The 20,711-nt window shown below is 32.6% G+C and carries 20 protein-coding genes; 8 read left to right on the top strand and 12 right to left on the bottom strand.

Going from position 1 to position 20,711, the window contains the following annotated elements:
• Positions 1-4 precede the first annotated feature (4 nt).
• The 4 genes from dapD (at position 5) to lysA (ending at position 4,520) form a co-directional block, all read left to right on the top strand.
• The gene (gene dapD / locus ACP3TL_RS04805; RefSeq protein ID WP_046465308.1) at positions 5-724 is read left to right on the top strand and encodes a 2,3,4,5-tetrahydropyridine-2,6-dicarboxylate N-acetyltransferase; all 720 of its coding nucleotides are present in this window, start codon (positions 5-7) and stop codon (positions 722-724) included.
• A 299-nt stretch (positions 725-1,023) separates the two neighbouring features.
• Positions 1,024-2,181, top strand: a complete 1,158-nt coding sequence (locus ACP3TL_RS04800; protein WP_046465309.1) for an amidohydrolase — start codon at positions 1,024-1,026, stop codon at positions 2,179-2,181.
• Positions 2,178-3,251 (top strand): alanine racemase, encoded by a 1,074-nt coding sequence (locus ACP3TL_RS04795; RefSeq protein WP_046465310.1) that lies wholly within the window; start codon positions 2,178-2,180, stop codon positions 3,249-3,251. The genes ACP3TL_RS04800 and ACP3TL_RS04795 overlap by 4 nt, the downstream gene beginning before the upstream one ends.
• A gap of 3 nt (positions 3,252-3,254) precedes the next feature.
• A complete protein-coding gene (lysA, locus tag ACP3TL_RS04790; protein ID WP_046465311.1) occupies positions 3,255-4,520 on the top strand; it encodes a diaminopimelate decarboxylase in 1,266 nt (421 codons plus the stop codon).
• 422 nt (positions 4,521-4,942) lie between these two features.
• Here lysA and cspA read toward each other — a convergent pair whose 3' ends face one another.
• Together cspA and msaA are read right to left on the bottom strand one after the other, a co-directional pair.
• Positions 4,943-5,143: a cold shock protein CspA gene (cspA, locus tag ACP3TL_RS04785; RefSeq protein WP_002507639.1), complete on the bottom strand. Its 201-nt coding sequence runs from the start codon at positions 5,141-5,143 to the stop codon at positions 4,943-4,945.
• A 182-nt stretch (positions 5,144-5,325) separates the two neighbouring features.
• Positions 5,326-5,634: a regulatory protein MsaA gene (gene msaA / locus ACP3TL_RS04780; protein ID WP_002507638.1), complete on the bottom strand. Its 309-nt coding sequence runs from the start codon at positions 5,632-5,634 to the stop codon at positions 5,326-5,328.
• Between the two features lie 349 nt (positions 5,635-5,983).
• Between msaA and ACP3TL_RS04775 the strand changes: the two genes are divergently transcribed.
• The 3 genes from ACP3TL_RS04775 to ACP3TL_RS04765 are packed head-to-tail and all read left to right on the top strand — an operon-like array spanning position 5,984 to position 8,049.
• Positions 5,984-6,253 carry an acylphosphatase gene (locus ACP3TL_RS04775; RefSeq protein ID WP_046465312.1) on the top strand — a complete coding sequence of 90 codons (270 nt, stop codon included), beginning with the start codon at positions 5,984-5,986 and terminating at the stop codon, positions 6,251-6,253.
• A gap of 13 nt (positions 6,254-6,266) precedes the next feature.
• On the top strand, positions 6,267-6,887 hold the full coding sequence (locus tag ACP3TL_RS04770) for a 5-bromo-4-chloroindolyl phosphate hydrolysis family protein (protein ID WP_046465313.1): 621 nt from the start codon (positions 6,267-6,269) through the stop codon (positions 6,885-6,887).
• Positions 6,888-6,915: 28 nt separating this feature from the next.
• Complete coding sequence (locus ACP3TL_RS04765; RefSeq protein ID WP_046465314.1) at positions 6,916-8,049, top strand: toxic anion resistance protein; 1,134 nt, start codon at positions 6,916-6,918, stop codon at positions 8,047-8,049.
• Positions 8,050-8,400: 351 nt separating this feature from the next.
• On the opposite strand, the gene ACP3TL_RS04760 is transcribed toward ACP3TL_RS04765, so the two are convergent.
• From ACP3TL_RS04760 to ACP3TL_RS04735, 6 genes are all read right to left on the bottom strand, one after another.
• Entirely contained in the window at positions 8,401-9,930 is a 1,530-nt protein-coding gene (locus ACP3TL_RS04760) for a BCCT family transporter (protein WP_410529799.1), read from the bottom strand.
• Positions 9,931-10,570: 640 nt separating this feature from the next.
• Complete coding sequence (gene brnQ3, locus ACP3TL_RS04755) at positions 10,571-11,914, bottom strand: branched-chain amino acid-like transporter carrier protein BrnQ3 (RefSeq protein ID WP_046465316.1); 1,344 nt, start codon at positions 11,912-11,914, stop codon at positions 10,571-10,573.
• 124 nt (positions 11,915-12,038) lie between these two features.
• Complete coding sequence (locus ACP3TL_RS04750; RefSeq protein WP_046465317.1) at positions 12,039-13,928, bottom strand: vWA domain-containing protein; 1,890 nt, start codon at positions 13,926-13,928, stop codon at positions 12,039-12,041.
• 12 nt (positions 13,929-13,940) lie between these two features.
• Entirely contained in the window at positions 13,941-14,732 is a 792-nt protein-coding gene (locus ACP3TL_RS04745; RefSeq protein ID WP_046465318.1) for an ATP-binding protein, read from the bottom strand.
• A gap of 189 nt (positions 14,733-14,921) precedes the next feature.
• Positions 14,922-15,125, bottom strand: a complete 204-nt coding sequence (locus ACP3TL_RS04740) for a DUF6501 family protein (protein WP_002507630.1) — start codon at positions 15,123-15,125, stop codon at positions 14,922-14,924.
• 18 nt (positions 15,126-15,143) lie between these two features.
• Positions 15,144-15,956, bottom strand: coding sequence for a VOC family protein (locus tag ACP3TL_RS04735; RefSeq protein WP_046465319.1), 813 nt, complete (start codon positions 15,954-15,956; stop codon positions 15,144-15,146).
• Between the two features lie 206 nt (positions 15,957-16,162).
• Here ACP3TL_RS04735 and ACP3TL_RS04730 point away from each other — a divergent pair, with 206 nt between their 5' ends.
• Positions 16,163-16,363, top strand: coding sequence for a hypothetical protein (locus ACP3TL_RS04730; protein ID WP_002507627.1), 201 nt, complete (start codon positions 16,163-16,165; stop codon positions 16,361-16,363).
• 217 nt (positions 16,364-16,580) lie between these two features.
• On the opposite strand, the gene ACP3TL_RS04725 is transcribed toward ACP3TL_RS04730, so the two are convergent.
• The 4 genes from ACP3TL_RS04725 to ACP3TL_RS04710 all read right to left on the bottom strand — a co-directional run bounded on the left by ACP3TL_RS04725 (position 16,581) and on the right by ACP3TL_RS04710 (position 20,647).
• Positions 16,581-17,588, bottom strand: a complete 1,008-nt coding sequence (locus ACP3TL_RS04725) for a Gfo/Idh/MocA family protein (RefSeq protein WP_046465320.1) — start codon at positions 17,586-17,588, stop codon at positions 16,581-16,583.
• 38 nt (positions 17,589-17,626) lie between these two features.
• Positions 17,627-18,769 carry a Gfo/Idh/MocA family protein gene (locus tag ACP3TL_RS04720; protein WP_046465321.1) on the bottom strand — a complete coding sequence of 381 codons (1,143 nt, stop codon included), beginning with the start codon at positions 18,767-18,769 and terminating at the stop codon, positions 17,627-17,629.
• Positions 18,769-19,656 carry a sugar phosphate isomerase/epimerase family protein gene (locus ACP3TL_RS04715; protein ID WP_046465322.1) on the bottom strand — a complete coding sequence of 296 codons (888 nt, stop codon included), beginning with the start codon at positions 19,654-19,656 and terminating at the stop codon, positions 18,769-18,771. Before ACP3TL_RS04715 ends, ACP3TL_RS04720 begins: the two co-directional genes overlap by 1 nt.
• A 124-nt stretch (positions 19,657-19,780) precedes the next feature.
• The gene (locus ACP3TL_RS04710) at positions 19,781-20,647 is read right to left on the bottom strand and encodes a sugar phosphate isomerase/epimerase family protein (protein WP_046465323.1); all 867 of its coding nucleotides are present in this window, start codon (positions 20,645-20,647) and stop codon (positions 19,781-19,783) included.
• Between the last annotated feature and the right edge of the window lie 64 nt (positions 20,648-20,711).

Raw genomic sequence — 20,711 nt, 5'->3', positions numbered from 1 at the left:
AATTATGGTACAACATTTAACGGCAGAAGAAATTATTAAATATATAAGTGATGCAAAGAAATCTACACCCCTAAAGGTTTATATTAATGGGAATTTTGAAAATGTAACCTTCCCTGATAGTTTCAAAGTGTTTGGTTCACCTGATTCAAAAGTTATTTTCTGTGAAGCTGATGAATGGAAAACATTTTATGAAGCGAATCAATCTAGTATTGAAACTATAGAAGTTGAAATGGATCGTCGTAATTCGGCTATTCCATTAAAAGATTTAACTAACACAAATGCACGTATTGAACCAGGCGCTTTCATCCGTGAACAAGCTATTATTGAAGATGGCGCAGTGATTATGATGGGCGCAACAATTAATATTGGTGCTGTAGTTGGTGAAGGTACAATGGTAGATATGAATGCAACACTTGGCGGCCGTGCAACTACTGGTAAAAATGTACATGTTGGTGCAGGCTCAGTATTAGCTGGTGTCATTGAACCACCTAGTGCTTCACCAGTAGTAATCGAAGATGATGTACTTATTGGTGCGAATGCAGTTATTCTTGAAGGTGTTCGTGTTGGCAAAGGCTCTATTGTGGCTGCAGGCGCAATCGTAACGCAAGATGTGCCAGCTGGATCAGTTGTTGCAGGTACACCTGCTAAAGTGATTAAACAGACAAGTGAAGTTGAAGATTCGAAACGTGAAATCGTTTCAGCTTTAAGAAAATTGAATGACTAAAGCTTAATTTCATGCAATTTCCACTTTTACTAAGTTAGTTATGGTTCTAGAATAATCAGAACTATGCTTCTTAATATGAACATCCATAAATATTAATGTAGGAGGTTTAAGACGAGACAAGATGTAATTAATGATGGCGTTTATAACTTTTAAAAAGTTGCTATCCATTATACATTGATGAATCGGTCTTACCTCCTCATTTTTTTAATATTATGTTTTCGATTTTTTATACATATAAACAAAGTGCTTTAGATTAAAATCTGAAGTTAATTAATAAAACTAAAAGGATTTGATTTAAAATGAATGAATTAGAATTCGTAACAACACATAGACGTCATTTGCATCAAAACCCAGAGCTAAGTCTACATGAATATGAAACTACTACCTATATTGCTTCTTTCTTAGATGAATTAAGTATCAGTTATGAACGCCCTCTTGATACAGGGTTGGTTGCTTATTTACCTGGGAACGGTGAGCATACGATAGCTTATCGTGCAGATATTGATGCATTGCCTATTTTTGAAGAAAACGATGTAGCTTACAAAAGTTTAACAGATAATGTGATGCATGCTTGCGGACATGATGGGCACACTACTGCGTTAATGCTGTTTGTTAAACGATGTAAAGCGATGGCTGATCAAGGAACGTTACCGCAAAGTATCGTTTTTATATTTCAACCTGCTGAAGAAACAGGTGGCGGTGCAAATCGATTAATTCGTGCTGGTGCCTTTAAAAATTATGAAATTGAAGCAGTATTTGGTATTCATGTTATGCCCTTTGAAAATGAAGGTAAAGTTGTTATACGAGATGAAGAAATAACGGCAAGTGCTACTGAATATAGATTTTATCTAAATGGCCTTTCTAGTCATGTTGCGGATAAAGAACAAGGACATTCTTGTGGAGAAGCATTACAACATGTATTAAGCCAAGTAGGACAAATTCAACAATATCATTTGAACGGTTTAAAACGAAATATTGTCCATATGGGTCATTTTGAAGCTGGAGAAGCGATTAATACTGTCCCTAGTCATGGTTATCTAGAAGGTACAATCAGAACATATGATGTTCATGACTTAGAAATCGTGAAACAACAAATGGCCAAAATTGCTGAAAGTGTCAGCTTATTATTTAATGTAGAATGTGAAGTGAAGTTTGAAGAAGGTTACCCACCTACTTATAATGATCCATTACTACGTAAACATGTTGAACATGGATTGGAAAATGCAGATTTTGAAATTATTGATAAACCTACACCTTATTTATTTGGCGAAGATTTCAGCTTTTATAGTCAACTTGCGCCGAGTTATTTTGTATTTGTTGGTGTACGCGATGAGGAGAAGGGTTATGTAACTGGCTTACACACTTCTCATTTAAATTTCAATGAATATATGCTCATACGTATTGCAGATTATTATGAACAACTTCTAAAATCCTATAGTGAGGTGCGTGTACAATGACAGCCATTTGGTCAGTAGATACAGAGAAATTTTATGAAAATGCAGTAAATGTAGCGCAAGATAACCAACTCATGGCTGTAGTTAAAAATAATGCTTACCATTACGGTTTGGAATTTGCTGTTCAACAATTTAAAAAAGCTGGTATCCAAACTTTTAGTACAACTTCTTTGAGAGAAGCAATCCGAATTCGTAAACTTGCACCCGACGCTACGATATTTTTAATGAATGCAGTTTATGAATTCGATAAACTACGTGCCTATCATATTCAGATGACTTTACCTTCTCTAGACTTCTATTATGAACATGTAGAAGATTTATATGATATTCAAGTTCATTTAGAATATGAAAATTTATTACATCGTTCAGGATTGAAATCAATTGCAGAAATGAGAGAAGTCCTTATACATCATGCGCAAAATAAAAATGAACAGCGCATGATAATAACTGGCTTATGGACACACTTTGGATATGCAGACGAATTTGATGTTCCTGATTATGAAATTGAGCGAAAAGCATGGTTAGACGTTGTAGATACTTTATTGACTGAGGGCTATCAGTTTGATCTAATTCATGCTCAAAATAGTGCGAGTTATTATCGAGAAAATGGTGTTTTCCCCCATCATACACACGCACGTGTTGGCATTGCATTGTATGGTTCAAGACCATACAGTCATGTAGAGGAAACAGCAATTAAACAATCATTGACTGTTAAAGGTAATGTCATCCAAGTGCGTGAAGTTAATCAAGGAGATTATTGTGGGTATAGTTTTGCTTATGAAGCTACACAAGATGAAACAAGGTTAGCAGTCGTAGATGTTGGTTACGGCGATGGTATACTTAAATCAAGAGCACAACACGAAGCATTGATTAACGGTAAACGTTATCCTATACGTGCGTTAATGATGAGTCATATGTTTGTGGAAGTAGATAGCAATGTTCGTGCACAAGATGAAGTGATACTATATAATAACGATATACGCGTAGATGAGTTCACATTTAAAGGTGTGGGCGCGAATTCTGAACAATTAAGCGCGATGAATCATGACTCACTAATAAAGGAGTATAGATAAATTATGGTAGTAGAATACAATGATAAAGGAGAGCTTACAATTGGAGGTACAAGTCTTAAAATGATAGCACAAAGTTTTGGGACGCCTACGATTGTTTATGATGAAACGCAAATCAGAACACAAATGAGACGTTTTCATGAAGCTTTTCAAAAGAGCGGATTAAACTATAATATTTCATATGCTTCTAAAGCATTTACTTGTTTACAAATGGTTAAATTAGTAGAAGAAGAAGGACTCGAATTAGATGTAGTATCTGAAGGTGAATTATACACAGCATTAGCTGCTGGTTTTGATGCACAGCACATACATTTTCATGGTAATAATAAGACAAAACGTGAAATACAATATGCCTTAGAAAGTAAAGTGGGTTATATTGTGATTGACTCTTTAGAAGAAATTGATCTTATTAACCGTTATGCAAGTGAAGAAGTGAATGTAGTGTTAAGGTTAAATCCTGGAGTTGAAGCACATACACATGAATTTATTCAAACTGGACAAGAAGATAGTAAATTTGGCTTGTCTATCAAACATGGTTTGGCGATTGAAGGTGTCAAAAAAGTTAAAGATGCTAAGCGCTTAAATCTTAAAGGTGTTCACTTCCATGTAGGTTCGCAAATTGAAGGTACTGAAGCTATGATTGAAACTACTAAATTAGTTATCCAATGGCTGAAAGAAAATGACATTCAGATAGAATTGATCAATTTAGGTGGCGGCTTTAGTATTAAGTATGTCGAAGGTGATGTGAGCTTCCCTATCGAAGATGGTATTGCAGAAATAACTGAAGCAATTAAAACGATAGCACAAGAAGCTGATTACCCTATTCCAGAAATTGGTATTGAACCTGGACGTTCAATTGTAGGAGAAGCAGGTATTACTTTATATGAAGTAGGTACAATTAAAGATATTCCTAATGTGAATAAATATGTGTCAATCGATGGTGGCATGAGTGATCATATTCGTACCTCTCTTTATGATGCGAAGTATGAAGCTCTACTGGTTAATAGAAATGATCCAAAGGATGAAACTGTAACACTGGCAGGTAAATTATGTGAATCTGGAGATATTATTATCAAAGATGCACAATTACCAAGTACAGTTAAACGTGGCGATTACTTAGCTATTTTATCAACTGGTGCTTATCATTATTCAATGGCATCAAATTATAACCAAATGCAGAAACCGTCCGTATTTTTCTTGAAAGATGGAAAAGCAAGAGAAGTTATTAAGCGTCAATCATTACGTCAATTAATCATTAATGATACAAAATAAATGACTATATAAGAAAAAAGGTTGCTAGCTATTCCCTACTGGGCATGCTAACAACCTTTTTTAATGTTTTTAAAATGGTGTTTTAAGCGTGTTAAACAAACAATATAAAGTTCTGGGTTAATTGGTCATGATTATAATTGAAAGCTCTTTAAATGCCTATATTGAATGAATATATGTATATTGCACACATTAAGAAAGCCTAACTCGATTTCATCGACGAAAATAAAGGATTACATGCTTGTCGCACGCATTAAGTCGCCCTAACATAATTAAAATGTAATCTAAGAAGCATTAGCGGATTACATGCTTGTCGCATGCATTAAGAAAGCCTAACTCGATTTCATCGAGAAAGGCTTTCTATATATAAAAAAAAGAACCTTTGACAAGGTTCTTTTTAAATAAAGTCAATATAGAAATCTATATTATAGTTTAGCAACGTTTGCAGCTTGAGGACCGCGGTCGCCTTCAACTACTTCAAATTCAACTGATTGACCTTCTTCTAATGATTTGTATCCTTCTTGGTTAATTGCTGAGAAGTGTACGAACACGTCGTTTTCTCCTTCAACTTCGATAAAACCAAAACCTTTTTCGGCGTTAAACCATTTTACTGTACCTTGTTTCATAACTGTGAAACCTCCAAGACTAATATTCATTCAATATGCGTTATTCGCATATTACAAAAAATACAATTTCACAGTTCAAGTCTGTTAGTACAATATTCTTTGCAATATGGAATAAAACTATTGCTTGACTAACAGTATAAAGCAATTTAAATAAAATTGCAATACAAATCTGAATAAACTGTTTATTCAACAATAGGTAATTTATAATATACTTCATTATTATTTAAAACAATAAAACTATAGAATATTTGTAAATCTTCATCGCAATCTTCACAAAATCCTAAATCACAATTATTATAAAACGCATGAATATTATATTTTCCAACTAAATAGTTATCATAATCTTTTTTACATTTTAAAATGATTGATTGATATTGGCTTAACATCTCGTTATAAGTCTCAAAATTATGTTGTTCTACGATATGATCAGTCCAGTCACTAAATAACCACCACCCTTCATAGTCAGCCCGAATTTTTGCAACTGTCCACATTTCATTTCACCCTTTCATAGTCAGCTCAAAAACATTTTCAAAACATTTAAATAGCGTGTTCTAAATTTTAAGCTTAATAGAACAAGTTGATTATACTTATGTATGGTCTTCATACATTCACTCTAAATAAAATCCCCACGTTTATAAATAGATATGAATAGAACTAGTTATATACTTTATATAATTTAATTAGAGTCGCACAATTTGTCTATGTGTAATATTTTAACTAGATAATATACAAAATCAAGTTATCTGACTCATACTTTTGGCCTATATACATACGTAGCTCAAACGTAAATATTAGTTTTGTGGCCTAAAATTTCGTATAATACTACTAAGAGGTGATAATATGCAGTGCAAACACGTTAAAGTATTTGGAATGGTGCAAGGTGTAGGTTTCCGATACTATACACAGAAGATAGCTAGAAAGTATAATATTGTAGGCACAGTTGAAAATATTGATAATTATGTTGATATTTATGCGCAAGGAAATGAAAAAGCATTAACTCCATTTTTAAATGCAGTTATAGACGGTGCGTCACCTGCCTCGCATGTTGAAGATTATACTATAGAAGAATTGAATATTGATGAATCATTAAAGGATTTTAAAACTATATAAAGGAAGATGAAGTTTGAGATATACTATTTCACGTATTTTTGGGACAATCATAGCTTTTCCAGTAGCAGTTATCGCATGGTTTACTAGTGTTTTTGCTCTTGATATTTATGTTATATTTGATTTTCTTATTTCTGCGGTAACGTTCTTGGCAATTTACTTCCCTACTCAACGTTTAACTTCTAGAAAATATTTAAATGAAATTGGTCTATCACGTCGTGATTATCATTTTGTAAATAGTCAGTTAAACAATGCACAAGATAAGATTAGAAGAATTTTAAAAACATTTGTAAATGTGAGATCGATTAAAGATTTTAGACAAGTGAATGAAATATACCGAATTTCTCGTGCAATTTATTTTGCAGTGAAACAACAACCAGGTTCATTTTTCAAAGTAGAAGGTTTCTTCTATTCACATATTGATAATGCATTAAATTTAATTGAAGCATATACAAGATTATCTAAGTCACCTAAAAAATCTAAAGAAGAAAAACAAAAATTAGAACAAACAAGAATTACTTTAGACGAAGTGAAAAGAACTTTAGTTGCTGACTTGAAGAGAATTAATAACGAAGACTATAGCCAGTTAGATATAGAGATGGAATTAAACAAAATGGAACAGAAAAGAAATAAATAACATAGAATTAAGAATGGAGAGAAATTGAATGGCTAAAGAACAAGACTTTTTAAGTTCACATCCATTGGACAAATATATTGATGAACAGTCAGCTAATCAAAATGAAATAATCAATAATAAAACGCAATATACTCAAGAGGAACAACAAAAAATCGATAAGTTGAGCGAACAAATAAAGCCAATGGATAATGATGGTTTACTGAATTATGGTACACAAGCACAATCAAATATGTCACAGTTCTCACACCGTATTTTAAATGAAGTTAACACAACAGATGTTGGCCCTGTGGGTGAGTCTCTGAATGGTTTAATGAGTAAATTAAAGTCAGTTAATCCTGAAGAACTTAATCCAGAAAACCAATCTAAGTTGAAACGTATATTTAAACGTACGAAAGCATCTGTTAATGAAATATTTTCTAAAATGCAATCTGTAGGTTCACAGATTGATCGTATCTCTATTGAGTTAGATAAGCATAAAAATAACTTAAAAAAAGATATAGACATGTTAGATGAATTATACAATATGAATAAAGATTATTTTGAAGAATTGTCTTTATATATTGAAGCAGCTAAAAAGAAACAGCATGCGCTTCAACAGACTGAAGTACCTAAACTAAGAACACAAGCAAAAACGACAGGTAACCAAATGGATGTGCAAGCAGCATCTGATATGGAACAATTTATAGATCGTTTAGATAAACGAATTTATGATTTGCAGTTATCAAGACAGATTGCAATTCAGACTGCACCTCAAATACGAATGATTCAAAACGTAAACCAAGCCCTTGCTGAGAAAATTCAAAGTTCAATTTTAACGAGTATTCCATTATGGAAAAACCAAATGTCTATTGCATTAACATTGATGAGACAACGTAATGCCGTATCAGCTCAAAAGGCAGTTACAGATACTACAAATGATTTACTATTAAAAAACTCTGAATTATTAAAACAAAACGCGTTAGAAACAGCTACTGAGAATGAACGTGGTGTCGTTGATATCGAGACACTCAAAACAACACAAAATGATATTATTGAAACAATTGAACAGACACTTCAAATCCAAGAACAAGGCCGTACTAAACGTAAACAAGCAGAAACAGAATTAAATCAACTTGAATCAGAATTACAAAATCAATTGTTAGATATGAAAGATAATAAATAAAGTTTTATGAACAAATAAAGTAGATGGAGTCGGGACAGAAAATCAAATTTTGATTTCTCCCCGCCCCATCTACTTTTTCTATTTAAAATCGGTACAATTATATAAATTAATACAAAAAATAAGACGCTTTCGTATAATAAAGTTACTCTAACATAATTTTAAAACGAGAAGTAGGATTAGCATGAATGGCAATAAATATAAGGAAAATAGTAGCTCATCGAGCTACAAAAATAGATAAAAAACATAAAAATGATGGCTTCTACTTTATTTCACGTAGAAACCATCATTTTTTAGTTATCTGAGAAGCTTATGTCTCAGACTCATTTTGAGATTTAATTCTAATCGCTCTATTTAATGCTTAGAATCTTCTGTATGTTGATTTGCTGAATTTTTAATTAAATTCTCTGTATTGTCAACTGTGTCTGAGGATTTAGTAGTTACTATATTTTGTTCCACAGCAAGTTTGTGCGCAATTTTCGGCGCTGTCCAAACGACAGGAAGCATGATAATCGATATAGGTACTGCTGTTACGATTATAAAGGACTGTATTGCACTAATACTACCCTCGCCAATATTAATAAGAATAATTGAGATTACACCCATAATAGCAACCCAGAATAATCTGATGATTTTAGGCGGATCTCCTTCGCCAGTAACGGACATAGAAATTGAATATGACATTGTATCGGCAGTTGTTATTACAAATATAAGTGTCAAAATGAGTAAAGCTATAACTAACACATTGCCTAAAGGTAATTGTGTAGCAATTGAGATAACTGCTGCAGGTAAACCATTTTCAGATAAAGGATCACTAATTGAACCATTATTTTTAGATTCATAAAACAATCCACTTCCACCTAAAATAGAAAACCAAAAATGAGAAACTACAGCTGCTACGACTGAAACGAGTATGAAGATTTCTCTGATTGTACGTCCTTTTGAGACACGGGCAACTAACATAGCCATTAAAGGACCATAACCTATAAACCAACCAAAGAAGAAAAGCATCCATGCGCCGGCCCATTGATTATCTCCTCTAAAGGTACTGATTTCTAAGAAATTATTGATATATGTTCCATAAGAAGAAATAAAAGTATCAATAATAAAACCACCAGGGCCTATTAACAATATAAAGACAGCAAGTGCTATTGCTAACCATATATTTAGTTTGCTAAGAAACTGTATACCTTTATCTATCCCTGTAGTTGCAGAAATAGATACAATGACCATAAGTCCTGCAACAGATAAGACTTGAGTAATGATATTATCTGGAATACCAAAAATACTATGTAACCAGTAACTAAATTGAAAACCGAAAAATCCAATTGTTCCAATTGTTCCAGCTACAGCACCTAAAATACAAAAGACATCTATCATAGAGCCTGTCTTAGTATGCTCGATCTTTTTACCAAATATTGGATATAAAATTGTTCTTGGACGCATTTTCATGCCTTTATTATAATGTGCATACATAATAATAATACCACTGACAGCACCATAAACTGCCCAGGCTGTGAAGCCCCATGATGTGAAACTTTGAGCCATTGCTGCTGGTATAGCAGCTGAACTACTATCTTTGATACTTGGATCCATAGTTGGTGGCACATCAATAAAATAATACATAGGTTCAGCAGCAGCCCAAAATATAGCGCCTGCCCCTAACCCTGACGTAATCACAATTGCTGCCCATCTGAAGTAACTCATTTCAGGTTTAGAAGCATTTCCGAGCCTTACACGACCATACTTTGAAAAGGCTAAAACAGCACCTACCGCAAATGTTGCTAGTAATAAAATTTGCCAAAATGCACCGAAATATGTAATGGATAGTTCAAAGCCTTTTTGCACGAAATCCGAAGTTGCTGTAGTAAATAGTGATGACATAATTACAAATAATACGAGTACGCCACCGCTAATAAGAAACACCGGCCAATCTAGTTTGTCTTTCCAATAAGAAAATTTAATGTTATTCTACTCCTCTTTTTAGGTTCTCTCTATTTTCTCTATATTAAGTCTTTTATAATAAATAGTTTAGCTTTTTCAGTACTTATCCAATTGCTTACGAATATCATTGAATATTGTTTTAGAGTTCAAGATTATAAGTATGAAAACGAAGTCTTACGCTATAGCAAATGGTGTTTTTGTGAATATGAACACGTGTACTTTCCATCTTTAATAAAAATATGTAAGTCTATTTATGATTGTGACAAGAGACTTACTATTGTCACTGACGAAACACTTGAAGTTAAGATTATAGCCCACTTCTTCTTAGTAATCAATTGGACTTTGTAAAATAGTTATAATTTTTAAGATTAAATTATTATATATTAATCATGCAATTGGAAAATTCTGCCCTTGAAAAATGATATTTTTATTTAAATGAAGATTTTAATAGCAAAATGATATTTTTACACATAAAAAATCCCTTCAAAGCAATCACTGTTTCAGTGACTACTTTGAAGGGATTGTATCTTTACAAAAACGATGCATTTAAATATTGAGCAGAATCTACTTAAATGAACTTTTAATCTTTTTCGTAAACGATAGGTTTTTGATTTTTAACCATAGTAGCTACAATATAACCTATGATAGTAGTGACTATAGCAATTGGGAACCATTCTAATGAATAGTCTTTTAAAGGTAAGCTATCAATAAAGCTCATTTTTATCCAGCCTTGTGTATGTACTACACTTAATATTGAAACAATAGTAACAATCGCAACTGGAATTTGTTGTGCAATTGGCTTAGTTGGTACGAAACGTGCAATCAATATCAGTAATACTGAAGTAATTGCTACTGGATATACAATACTAAGTACTGGTTCAGACATTGTAATTACTGAGTTTAAACCTTGATTTGCTAATATAAAACTAATTAGCGTAAATCCAATTACATAAGCTTTATAAGAAATTTTCGGTAAAATTCTATGGAAATATTCTGACACTGAAACGATTAAACCACATGCAGTAGTTAAACACGCAAGTGCAACAATAATACCTAATAGATATTTACCAAAAGTTCCAAAGCCTACATCTGCCATTGTAGTTAATAGGTATGTACCTATGTTTTGATCTTTTGCTGTTAAACTAGCAATTTTTTCTTGCGATACATCCATGTGATTTCCTATAAAACCTAGAGAAATATAGATGAACATTAAGGCAACTGCAGCGATTAAACCAGCTAATAATGTCTGCTTAAAGATCTTATTAGCATTTGTAACGCCTGTTGCTTTTACAGCATTAACTACAATCATTGAGAAGGCAATTGCTGCAATAGCATCCATCGTTAGGTAACCATTGGTAAACCCTTGTGAAAACCCAGCAAAGCCAGAAGTAAACGATTCTGCAGATTGACTTGGTGCATTACCACCAAAATCTACGAATCCTTTAATAATCATCGCTAATATCGTGATAAGTAGTAATGGTGTTAGCAATGACCCGATACGATCAACCATTTTACTAGGATTGATACATAAATATAATACAATTAAGAAATAAATAACTGTAAATATAAATAATGCTAAACTACTATTTGTTTGTGCAATTGGTGTAACAGTCATCTCAAATGATGTTGATGCTGTACGTGGAATCGCAAATAATGGACCTATTGTTAAGTATATAATTACTAAGAATACTACTGAAAACTTAGGTGATATTTTATTTAATGACCCGATGTAGCCTTGTTTATCTAATGCACCTACAACAACGCCTAATAACGGTAATCCGATTCCAGTTAATGCAAATGCTAAAATGGATGGCCAGAAATATTCTCCGCTATCTAAACCTAAATTAGGTGGGAAAATAAGGTTGCCAGCGCCAAAGAACATTGCAAACAATGTGAAGCCTATAATCCATGTATTTTTATTCATATGACGTTCTCCTTTTAATCCAATAAAATAATATTACCTATTCTATCACGTTTAATTAGATGCCGTCTATATAAATTTCAGAATATTTAAATATATAGCGATTAATTTATAAAAATTAGTCTAGCTAAAATGATTTTAATAAAAGTTTTTTCAATAATGGTGACAGATGGCTTGGCAAATTTTCTACGCCTTCTACAAAGATGGCATACTGACCATAAATATTATGAATCGTTTGTTCTATGTCTTCTGTAATAGGATCTTGACTTAAAAACACATTGAATACTTCGATCCCCATTTTTCTAGCAGTTTCAACAGCTTCATAAGTGTCTAAGATACCATCTTGACTATAATTATATGCTGAAGGTTCACCATCTGAAAATACAATTAGAAAACGTTGGTTATGTGAACGACGCATTAATCGTTCACTTCCTATTCTAATTGCTACGCCATCTCTATTATCATCTTGAGGTTCTAAAGCCATAATTCTTGGTCCATCTTTTTCTAAAATTGAGCGGTCGTATGAAATGATTTCGTCAATAATATTGGGTTGATTCGCTTCATCTGCATCAAACGCGTCTTCGTTAAATGCAAGTATCTCATGTTTAACATTTAATGATTTTAAAGTTTCATGGAATAGGACAACGCCCTTGATCGTTTCTTCCATCTTATCTTGCATACTTGCAGATGCATCAACGAGCAATGTAAAAGTAGCGTCAAAGGATTGACTTAAATCTTGTTTCTTATAAAACAGCTTATATTGATCATCAATAAACCAATTAAGTAGATTCTTCTGTAGTCTTCCTTTAGTTAAATTATGACGTTCATCCTGGTATTCTCTATCAATTGTTTTCTTTATGATTTGGGTTAAATCTTTTGTCTCAAACTGGACTTCAGATTCAACGTCACGATAATCATTGATATATTGTGGTTCTATGTCTGGAATATTCCATTTAATCTCTACGTTTTGATTGATACCTTTAAGTGCAAACGCTTGGTTATGGCCGACAGAACCGCCTTCGTCATCTTCAACGTTATCAGTAGAGCCTTTCCCCTTTTTAGTTTGCATATCAGTCATATCATCGCTCGCATCACCCTCACGTGCGGTGTCATTATCACCCATGACATCACTATTCTCACCTTCATGTAATTCCATTTCTAAATAAGCGCCACCTTCTGACGCACTATCTTGATTATTAGATTCCATATCTTCGCTTACAACGTCTTCATCGTTTTGTTCATCAGACTGACCATCTGAGTTACTTGCGTCAGTTCTCGTTATATCCTCAAAATTAAGTTCTTCTATTGCTTCATAAACTTTTTTCGGTAAATGATAATATTCGTTCAACATATCTTCTTTTAAAATATCATCGATTTGATACATGATACGTTCTGCTAAAAACATGTTATCTTCAGACGTTTCATTATAAAAGAAACTTGGTAAGTATTGATACATATGATTTAAAACATCATCAATTTGAGGATGGATTTGCGGTACATCATAAAAGTTTTCTGTTAAAAAAGATGCTTCTAAATATAAAAATAGTAAGTCTGTAAAAGTTGTTTTGGTTTTATAAACTTTGATTTGTGTCTGAGTATAATTCAATCTAACCTCATTACGCATTTGAATTATAGGCTTTGTCGAAGGACGTAATTGAACTATGGTATTTAATACACGTTTGTCTTCTAATAATTTGAAAAGTTGTTGGAAGAATTTTGGGTGTTGAAACTCTCGATTATGAATGACTTTATTTACAATTTTTTCATCCATCATTTGATAACCATAAGTAGCAAGTAATACATCTGATTTTAATCCTGTGGATTCTATTTCTTTACTCCTATGTGACCAAAATGAGCTTGTAATTAAGGTATGATTGATTGGATCATAGTATGGAAATTTTTGTATTTTAACGTGTGCTTGTTCATTTTTCAGTAAAAGACGAGCTAAATCTTGTAGCATCATGACTTGCTTTGCATCAAGTTGTTCGTCATTAAATTTTATAAAACGATCACTCATGATTATCCCTCACTAAAAGTTTAATTCTACTGCGTTTTTAATTGCTTGTTGTTCACGTTCGTCTTCTAATTTATCTATAATCGTACGCTGTATCGCACGTTCTATTGGCATGATTGTTGCTAAATCGCTCAAGTCAATCAGCGCTCGAATACTGGCTGCTTCTTCAGAAATTTGACCTTGTTTTGTCATTGTTCTCAAATCTTCATTGAACTTTATAATATTTTGGATAACAGCGTCGTCTTTTAACTGGCTTTGGTTTTTAATAACATCACTTAAAATATCACCATCAATATAATCTACTTCAATAACAACGAAACGGTTTTTTAATGCTTCATTCATAGGTAATGTGCCAATGTACCCTACGTTTATTGCTGCAATAACATTAAAACCTGGTGCTGCACTTACAACTTCTCCTGTAAATGGATTTGTTAGTTTTCTACGATAGTCTAATACACCATTCAGTATAGGAAGTGTTTCTGGTTTCGCCATATTGATTTCATCAATATAAAGAATATTTCCTTCTTTCATGGCTTGTATGACAGGTCCGTCTATAAAGACAATTTCTTGTGATCCATTGTCATTTGTTTGTATTGTTTTAAAGCCTAATAAACTTTCAGCATCTAAATCGACTGAACAGTTAATTTGGTGCATCGGTCTATTTAAAGTTTCACTTAACGTTTCTGCAAGTTTCGTCTTACCAGAACCAGTTGGTCCTTTTAACAGTATATTTTTATTTAATTGCATTAATGATTTAGCATCATTGAAGACAGTCTCGTCTCTATTAATATATTGTGCATTTGTCATGTTTTGTATCTCCTTTTGCATTTACATGTTTGTCTAATGATTGTTAAAAATCATTAAAAATAGACTGGGGCAAGAATACATTATCATATTTTGCCCTAGCCCTATTTTAATAAGAAAATTTATAAACTCACAATAGTTTGTGAGGTATTGTTTGTTGCGTTCATGGTGCAATACGATATATTTAAAATCTTATACTTCTTTAAAATATTCTTTATAATATCCGCCAACTAGACCAGAGTTATCGATGATTTGATAATACTCTTCAGTTTCATTGATAACGTCATATTGTTTACCTACTGTTAGCATATCAGATACTGTGAATTTTTTCGCTTCTGCATGTTCAACTTCGACTTTTTTAATAGGTGTATTTGTTTTCCAAGTTTCATGTAACATAATTGTAAAAACCTCTCTTTATTGTTTTGTTTCTAAAGTTAATATAAATGTGATGCCGCTTTTTTCACTAATTCTTAAAGAACGTTCGCCATCTTGATCTAATGTTTGATAAGGAATACCAATGACTTCAAGTTGTTGCAATGCATTTTGAAAATGTGCTTTGGATTCAGTAGCAAATTCAATTTGTTCAACTATACCATGTTCAGGCATTTTCACTTCATCCTTTGCAGCATAAATATGTAGCTCGCCACCTAGCCCGCCGTCTCCTATACGAAACACTTGTACTTTATAATCGGCATCGTCTGTTGGTGCGTATTCAGCAAAATGTATGAGTCCAAAAACTTTAGTTAAAATAGATTGCGTTAATATAAGTTCATTAACTTTCAAGAGGACAGGCCCTAATCCTTGGATCTGGTGTAACGGATTTACAGTACTTTCAAATGATGGCATACCTAATGGTGTCCCAGTATTATGTTCATTTGAGTAAATATTAAATGTTTGATCATTTTGGTCTTTAAAATCAAAATATTGATGACCATTTAAATCGGTAATACCACCATGATTAATGTGATGATTATCTAATACTGATTTATACTCATCCAGACCTTCATCACTTGGCACACGCAAGCCAATATTATCTATATGATTATTATTGTTAATATAGTTAGGTATTTCTACAAAATGTATACGTGTCCCAGAATTAAGTTCAGCATCTCCAAAACGTAGCGCTTGTCCTTTGTTTGTCACATTGAGTCCGAGTATATCTTTAAATAAAGTTTTAGTTTTTTCTAAATCATTTGTCCCTGTAGTAACACTTCTAAGACCATTCATTATATTAACCCCTCTATTCATATCTTTTCAACTAATTATAACTTACTTTAAGTATTATTTGTATGATGAATAATGGTTTTACAAAATTATAACGAATATACATTGGACGAATTAAGAAAATGTATTAAAATGTATATATATCGTGATTTATTATTTTTCATGACAAATTTGAAAATAGATTTATTGAATTAGAAGGAGGTTTTAAAATGTTAACTGTATGGGTTGTATTTGGTATCACTGTGCTTATAGCAGTGTATTCTGGAATTACTTTCTTTTCGAATATAAATAATAAAGCAAAGCAAAAAAATGCTAATGCTAAAAGTGTTAAGAAAAATAATATCTATGGCGTAGTTTTCTTAGTATTTTTAATTCTAGCTATTATTGAGCTTTTCGTGTATATAGCTTAAAGAAGTGTTAATTAAAATCAAAATATAGCTTAGTATTTAAATACTGTATAAGTAAATTTCTTATATTAGAACATGCTTATTAAAACAAGGGATACTCCAATATATTGGGATATCCCTTGTTTTGTAACTAATTCTATTTTTTGTTATTAATTAACTTTGCCATAAGTGAGCTTTATGACACAACTTTGATAAATATGTGTTTTTAATAATGATAAATTTAATCACTGGTTAATGTTACGGTTTGTTTTGATTCAGAAGACATTTGAATTGCATCTATCATAGCGATGGATGCGAGTGCATCTTGAGCATGTACATAATTTTGTGTATCGTTATGTAGACAGTCATAAAATTGATTAATCAGTTTACCATGGCTTGGTCCATAATAAGATTTTGTTTTAGGTGCTTTAGCATCTTCTATAACTTGCTTTTTATAACCTTCTTCGTTTACACGTGTCAGAATATTATCTTTAATTGTGAATTTTTCATTTTCAAAGATGACTTGAAGCTCAACACTAGAATTCCCAATACTGGCATTTGTAGCGAAAAACATACCATTTGCTTTGTTTTCAAACGCTATGTGTGCAGCTGCGGTATCCTCTACTTCAATATCATAATCTAATAGTTGTGAGACATTGCCTTTAATAGATGTGATTTTGCCACAAAGTAATTGCATTAAATCTAGTGTGTGAATAGCTTGATTGATTAGTACGCCACCACCCGCAGTGTCCATCTTACCGCGCCAAGGTTTCTCTGTATAATAAGCTTCAGGTCTAAACCAAGTTACTAGCCCTTTTACGCCAATGACATTACCATATTCACCACTTTCGACGATTTTCTGTAGTGTTTGAAAGGTATCATTATAGCGATTTTGAAAGCAAATACCAATTTTAATTTTTGGGTATTTGCGCTCTAATTTCACTAATTCAAGACCTTCTTTGGCATTAATTGCAAGTGGTTTTTCTTGCAACACATGAACGCCTTTTTCGACACAAGTCGCTGTTGCTGATAAGTGTAAATAGTGTGGTAAACAAATATGAACGCAATCTAACGCTTCTGAATCTAACATTTCATTTAATTCTTTATAAAAATGCGTATTTTGTACTTTATTTTTTAATAATTCGTTTTCATCACAAACTGCTACTAATTGAGCCTCTGGATTATCATCAATCGCTTGAATATGTACTTGAGCGATATCACCTAGTCCAACAATTCCAATTTTAAGCATATGACCATCTCCGTTTATTTATGCTTTTATGAGTTAATTTATTGCTCTGATTGAATTTTTTCTTGTAATGCATTTTTAAATTCAGTTGGATCTACTGGTAGTGATACCTCTTTGCCTAACCAACTTGAAAGATAAATGGCATTTACAAAGTTAACACCATTAATGCCGTCACTGCCTGGAGCAATCAATGGTGTATCATCAATAATGTTAGCTGCAAAGTTTTCTAATACGCTAATGTGTTGTTGACCCCATACACTTTCGAATTCAAACGTTTCTTGATCATAGATATCGTCAAAACCATTGCCAGTGAATATTTTGGCAGCATCTTCCCACGACATATTACGGTTCATGTCTGTTTCAGATTCTTTTAAGCGAGTCAGTGTAATTTTGTTACTATCTTCGACTAATATTTTACCTTTATCGCCAGTGATTTCTAAGCGGTCTGTTCCGATAATGTCATGAGTACATGTAATGAATACACCTGTTGCCCCGTTGCCATAATCTAATACAGTTGTTACATCATCATCGACGCTTAATTCTCTTTGGTAACCATATTTAACATTTGAAAATACTTTTTCAGGTAAGCCACATAACCACTGGAGTAAATCGATTTGGTGTGGTGCTTGGTTTACTAAAACGCCACCGCCTTCTCCATCCCAAGTTGCTCTCCAAGAACTTTGATCATAATATGCTTGTGGACGCCACCATGTAGTGATAATCCAATTTGTGCGACGAATATGACCAATTTCACCAGCATCAATTAATGCTTTAACTTTTTGGTATAAAGGATTGGTTCTTTGATTAAAGAAAATACCAAACGTTAATTCTGGTTTAGAAGCTGCTAAATCACTGATTTCTTTAACTTTTTCAGCATAGATATCTGCAGGCTTTTCTAAAAGTGCATGAATATCCCTAGACAATGCTTCTTTACCTATTTCTGTATGAAGGTAATGAGGCACTGTAGTAACGACTGCATCTACATCGCCACTTTCTAACATATCAATATAGTTATCGTAGAAAGGTACATCTGGATATTTTTCAGCACTTAATGCTTTTTTCTCAGGATCAATGTCACATATTGCGCCAATTTCTAGTTTATCTACTTCTCCGCTATGAATAAAACCTGCATACGTGCCACCTTGTGCACCTAAACCAATAATTCCTAAACGAACTTTTTCCATTATGCATTCTCCTCTTGTTCAATATTAGATAGTATTTTTAGTAAAGCTTCATATTGCATTTTATATCCTTCAGCGCCGTCTTTAGCTACTGTGTTTTGAATCGTCTCTGTGGAATGTTCAAGTTCTAAATCTTTAAGTGAATCAAATACAACGAGATGAGGTTCTAGTGTTAAAAATCCTTTGTAGCCGCGGTCGATTGCTTGTTTAAGTATCGATTCAATTTGACCATCACCCGTGCCACATAAGACATTGACGCTATCTTCATAAATAGCATCTTTAATATGAATATATTCAATATGTGGAGTCAATAATTCATAACATGCTTGTGGATCCTCGTCACACTGAACAAAATTTGCGAAATCAAAGATTGCTTTAAAATGTTCTGAACCGACTTCATTTAAAATAACATTACAACGTCGAGCAATATCTCCAAAGATATCTTTTTCATTTTCATGAAGTAATATCACATTATACTGTTCAGCAATTTTGGCAAATTGCTTTAATTTAGCAATGACTTCTTTTTCATAATCATCAAAATTATCTTCTTTTGGTATATAAAAACTAAATATTCTAATGTATTTACAATCTAAAGTGTTTGATATTTGACATAATGTTTTTAATGTCTCTAATTGCGCTTTAAAAGCATCTTCATCATTAATATAAATTTTGCCTATTGGCGAACCAATGGATGAAATGCCAATCTTCCACTTTTTCAACCTTGGTAAGACATCTTTTTGTATGCTTTCAACAGAGTATTTGCTAATATTTTCACCATCAACACCGCGCAATGAGATATAGCGCATACCTAATTCACTGACAGTTTTTAACTGGGTATCTAATTCGGATGATATTTCATCCGAAAATCCTGATATTGCGATATTTTTCATTATAAAAATACCTCCATTTTCATTAAATATAACTTGAATTTTATAAAGTAATAAATTGCAATCGCTTACATTTATCTGTTTTAAAAAAGCACCTATCAAGGTGTAGATAGACTATTAATTTAAATTAGAACCATGTTTTATAACCTAAATCAATTAAGTGATCACGACTTGTGATTAAGCAATCATATGGATCGGCACCGTATAATTCATCTTGCTCAACAAAGAAATATTCACTGCCACTTTCAAGGCCAGCTTCAATGATATCTCGTAAAGGTAAAGTACCTTCACCAAGTTCAGCAAATTGTGTAATCATATGGAGCATATAATATACCTTCTCAACGCCTTCTCCAGGGTATTGGTCCCAGTCAATTTCGCCAATACGATAATCTTTTAAGTGGATGGCACGAATGCGATTTGCATATGTTGGTATGAATTTAGCTGGGTCTATACCAGCACGCCAAATCCAATGTACATCTAACTCAAAGCCTAAATGTTCAGTGTTATCACGCATTAAATCTAACATGAGCTCTCCATTATAACGAACGAATTCTACGTTATGCGCATGATAGTAAAGATCGATGCCATGTTCTTTTAAGCGTTTCGCATATTCCTCACATATTTCGGCAAATTTAAGCGTACTTTCTTTAGAACCCATATAATTCATAGGAAGCATACCAATACGTAAAATTGTACAATCTACAGCTTTACAATCTGCTACAATTTTATCAAAATCATTTTGTAATGTATCACCTGGATATTTTTGTTCTTCAGAAATATCTTCGACACCACAAGACATTGCCGCGATATTCATGCCAAAATCTTTAATTGAACGTTGCATTTCAGTAATATTCTGTTCTGTCATTTCTATTTGAGATACCTCAACAGCATGGTAGCCAAGCTCATTTACTTTATTTAAAACATTGTATATCCCATCTTCAGCTACCTTATCTTTAAGCATCATCATTTGAACTCCAATTTGTGGTTCAGTCATATAAATCATCCTTTCAATATAATATTACTTTAGTGTTATAATTTAATTATATATTGAGTGAAAA

Source organism: Staphylococcus caseorum (assembly GCF_049943195.1).
In the GTDB taxonomy this organism is placed as follows: Bacteria; Bacillota; Bacilli; order Staphylococcales; family Staphylococcaceae; genus Staphylococcus; species Staphylococcus equorum_A.
Note: the sequence above shows the minus strand (reverse complement) of the source record. Positions and strands in the feature narration are given on the sequence as shown.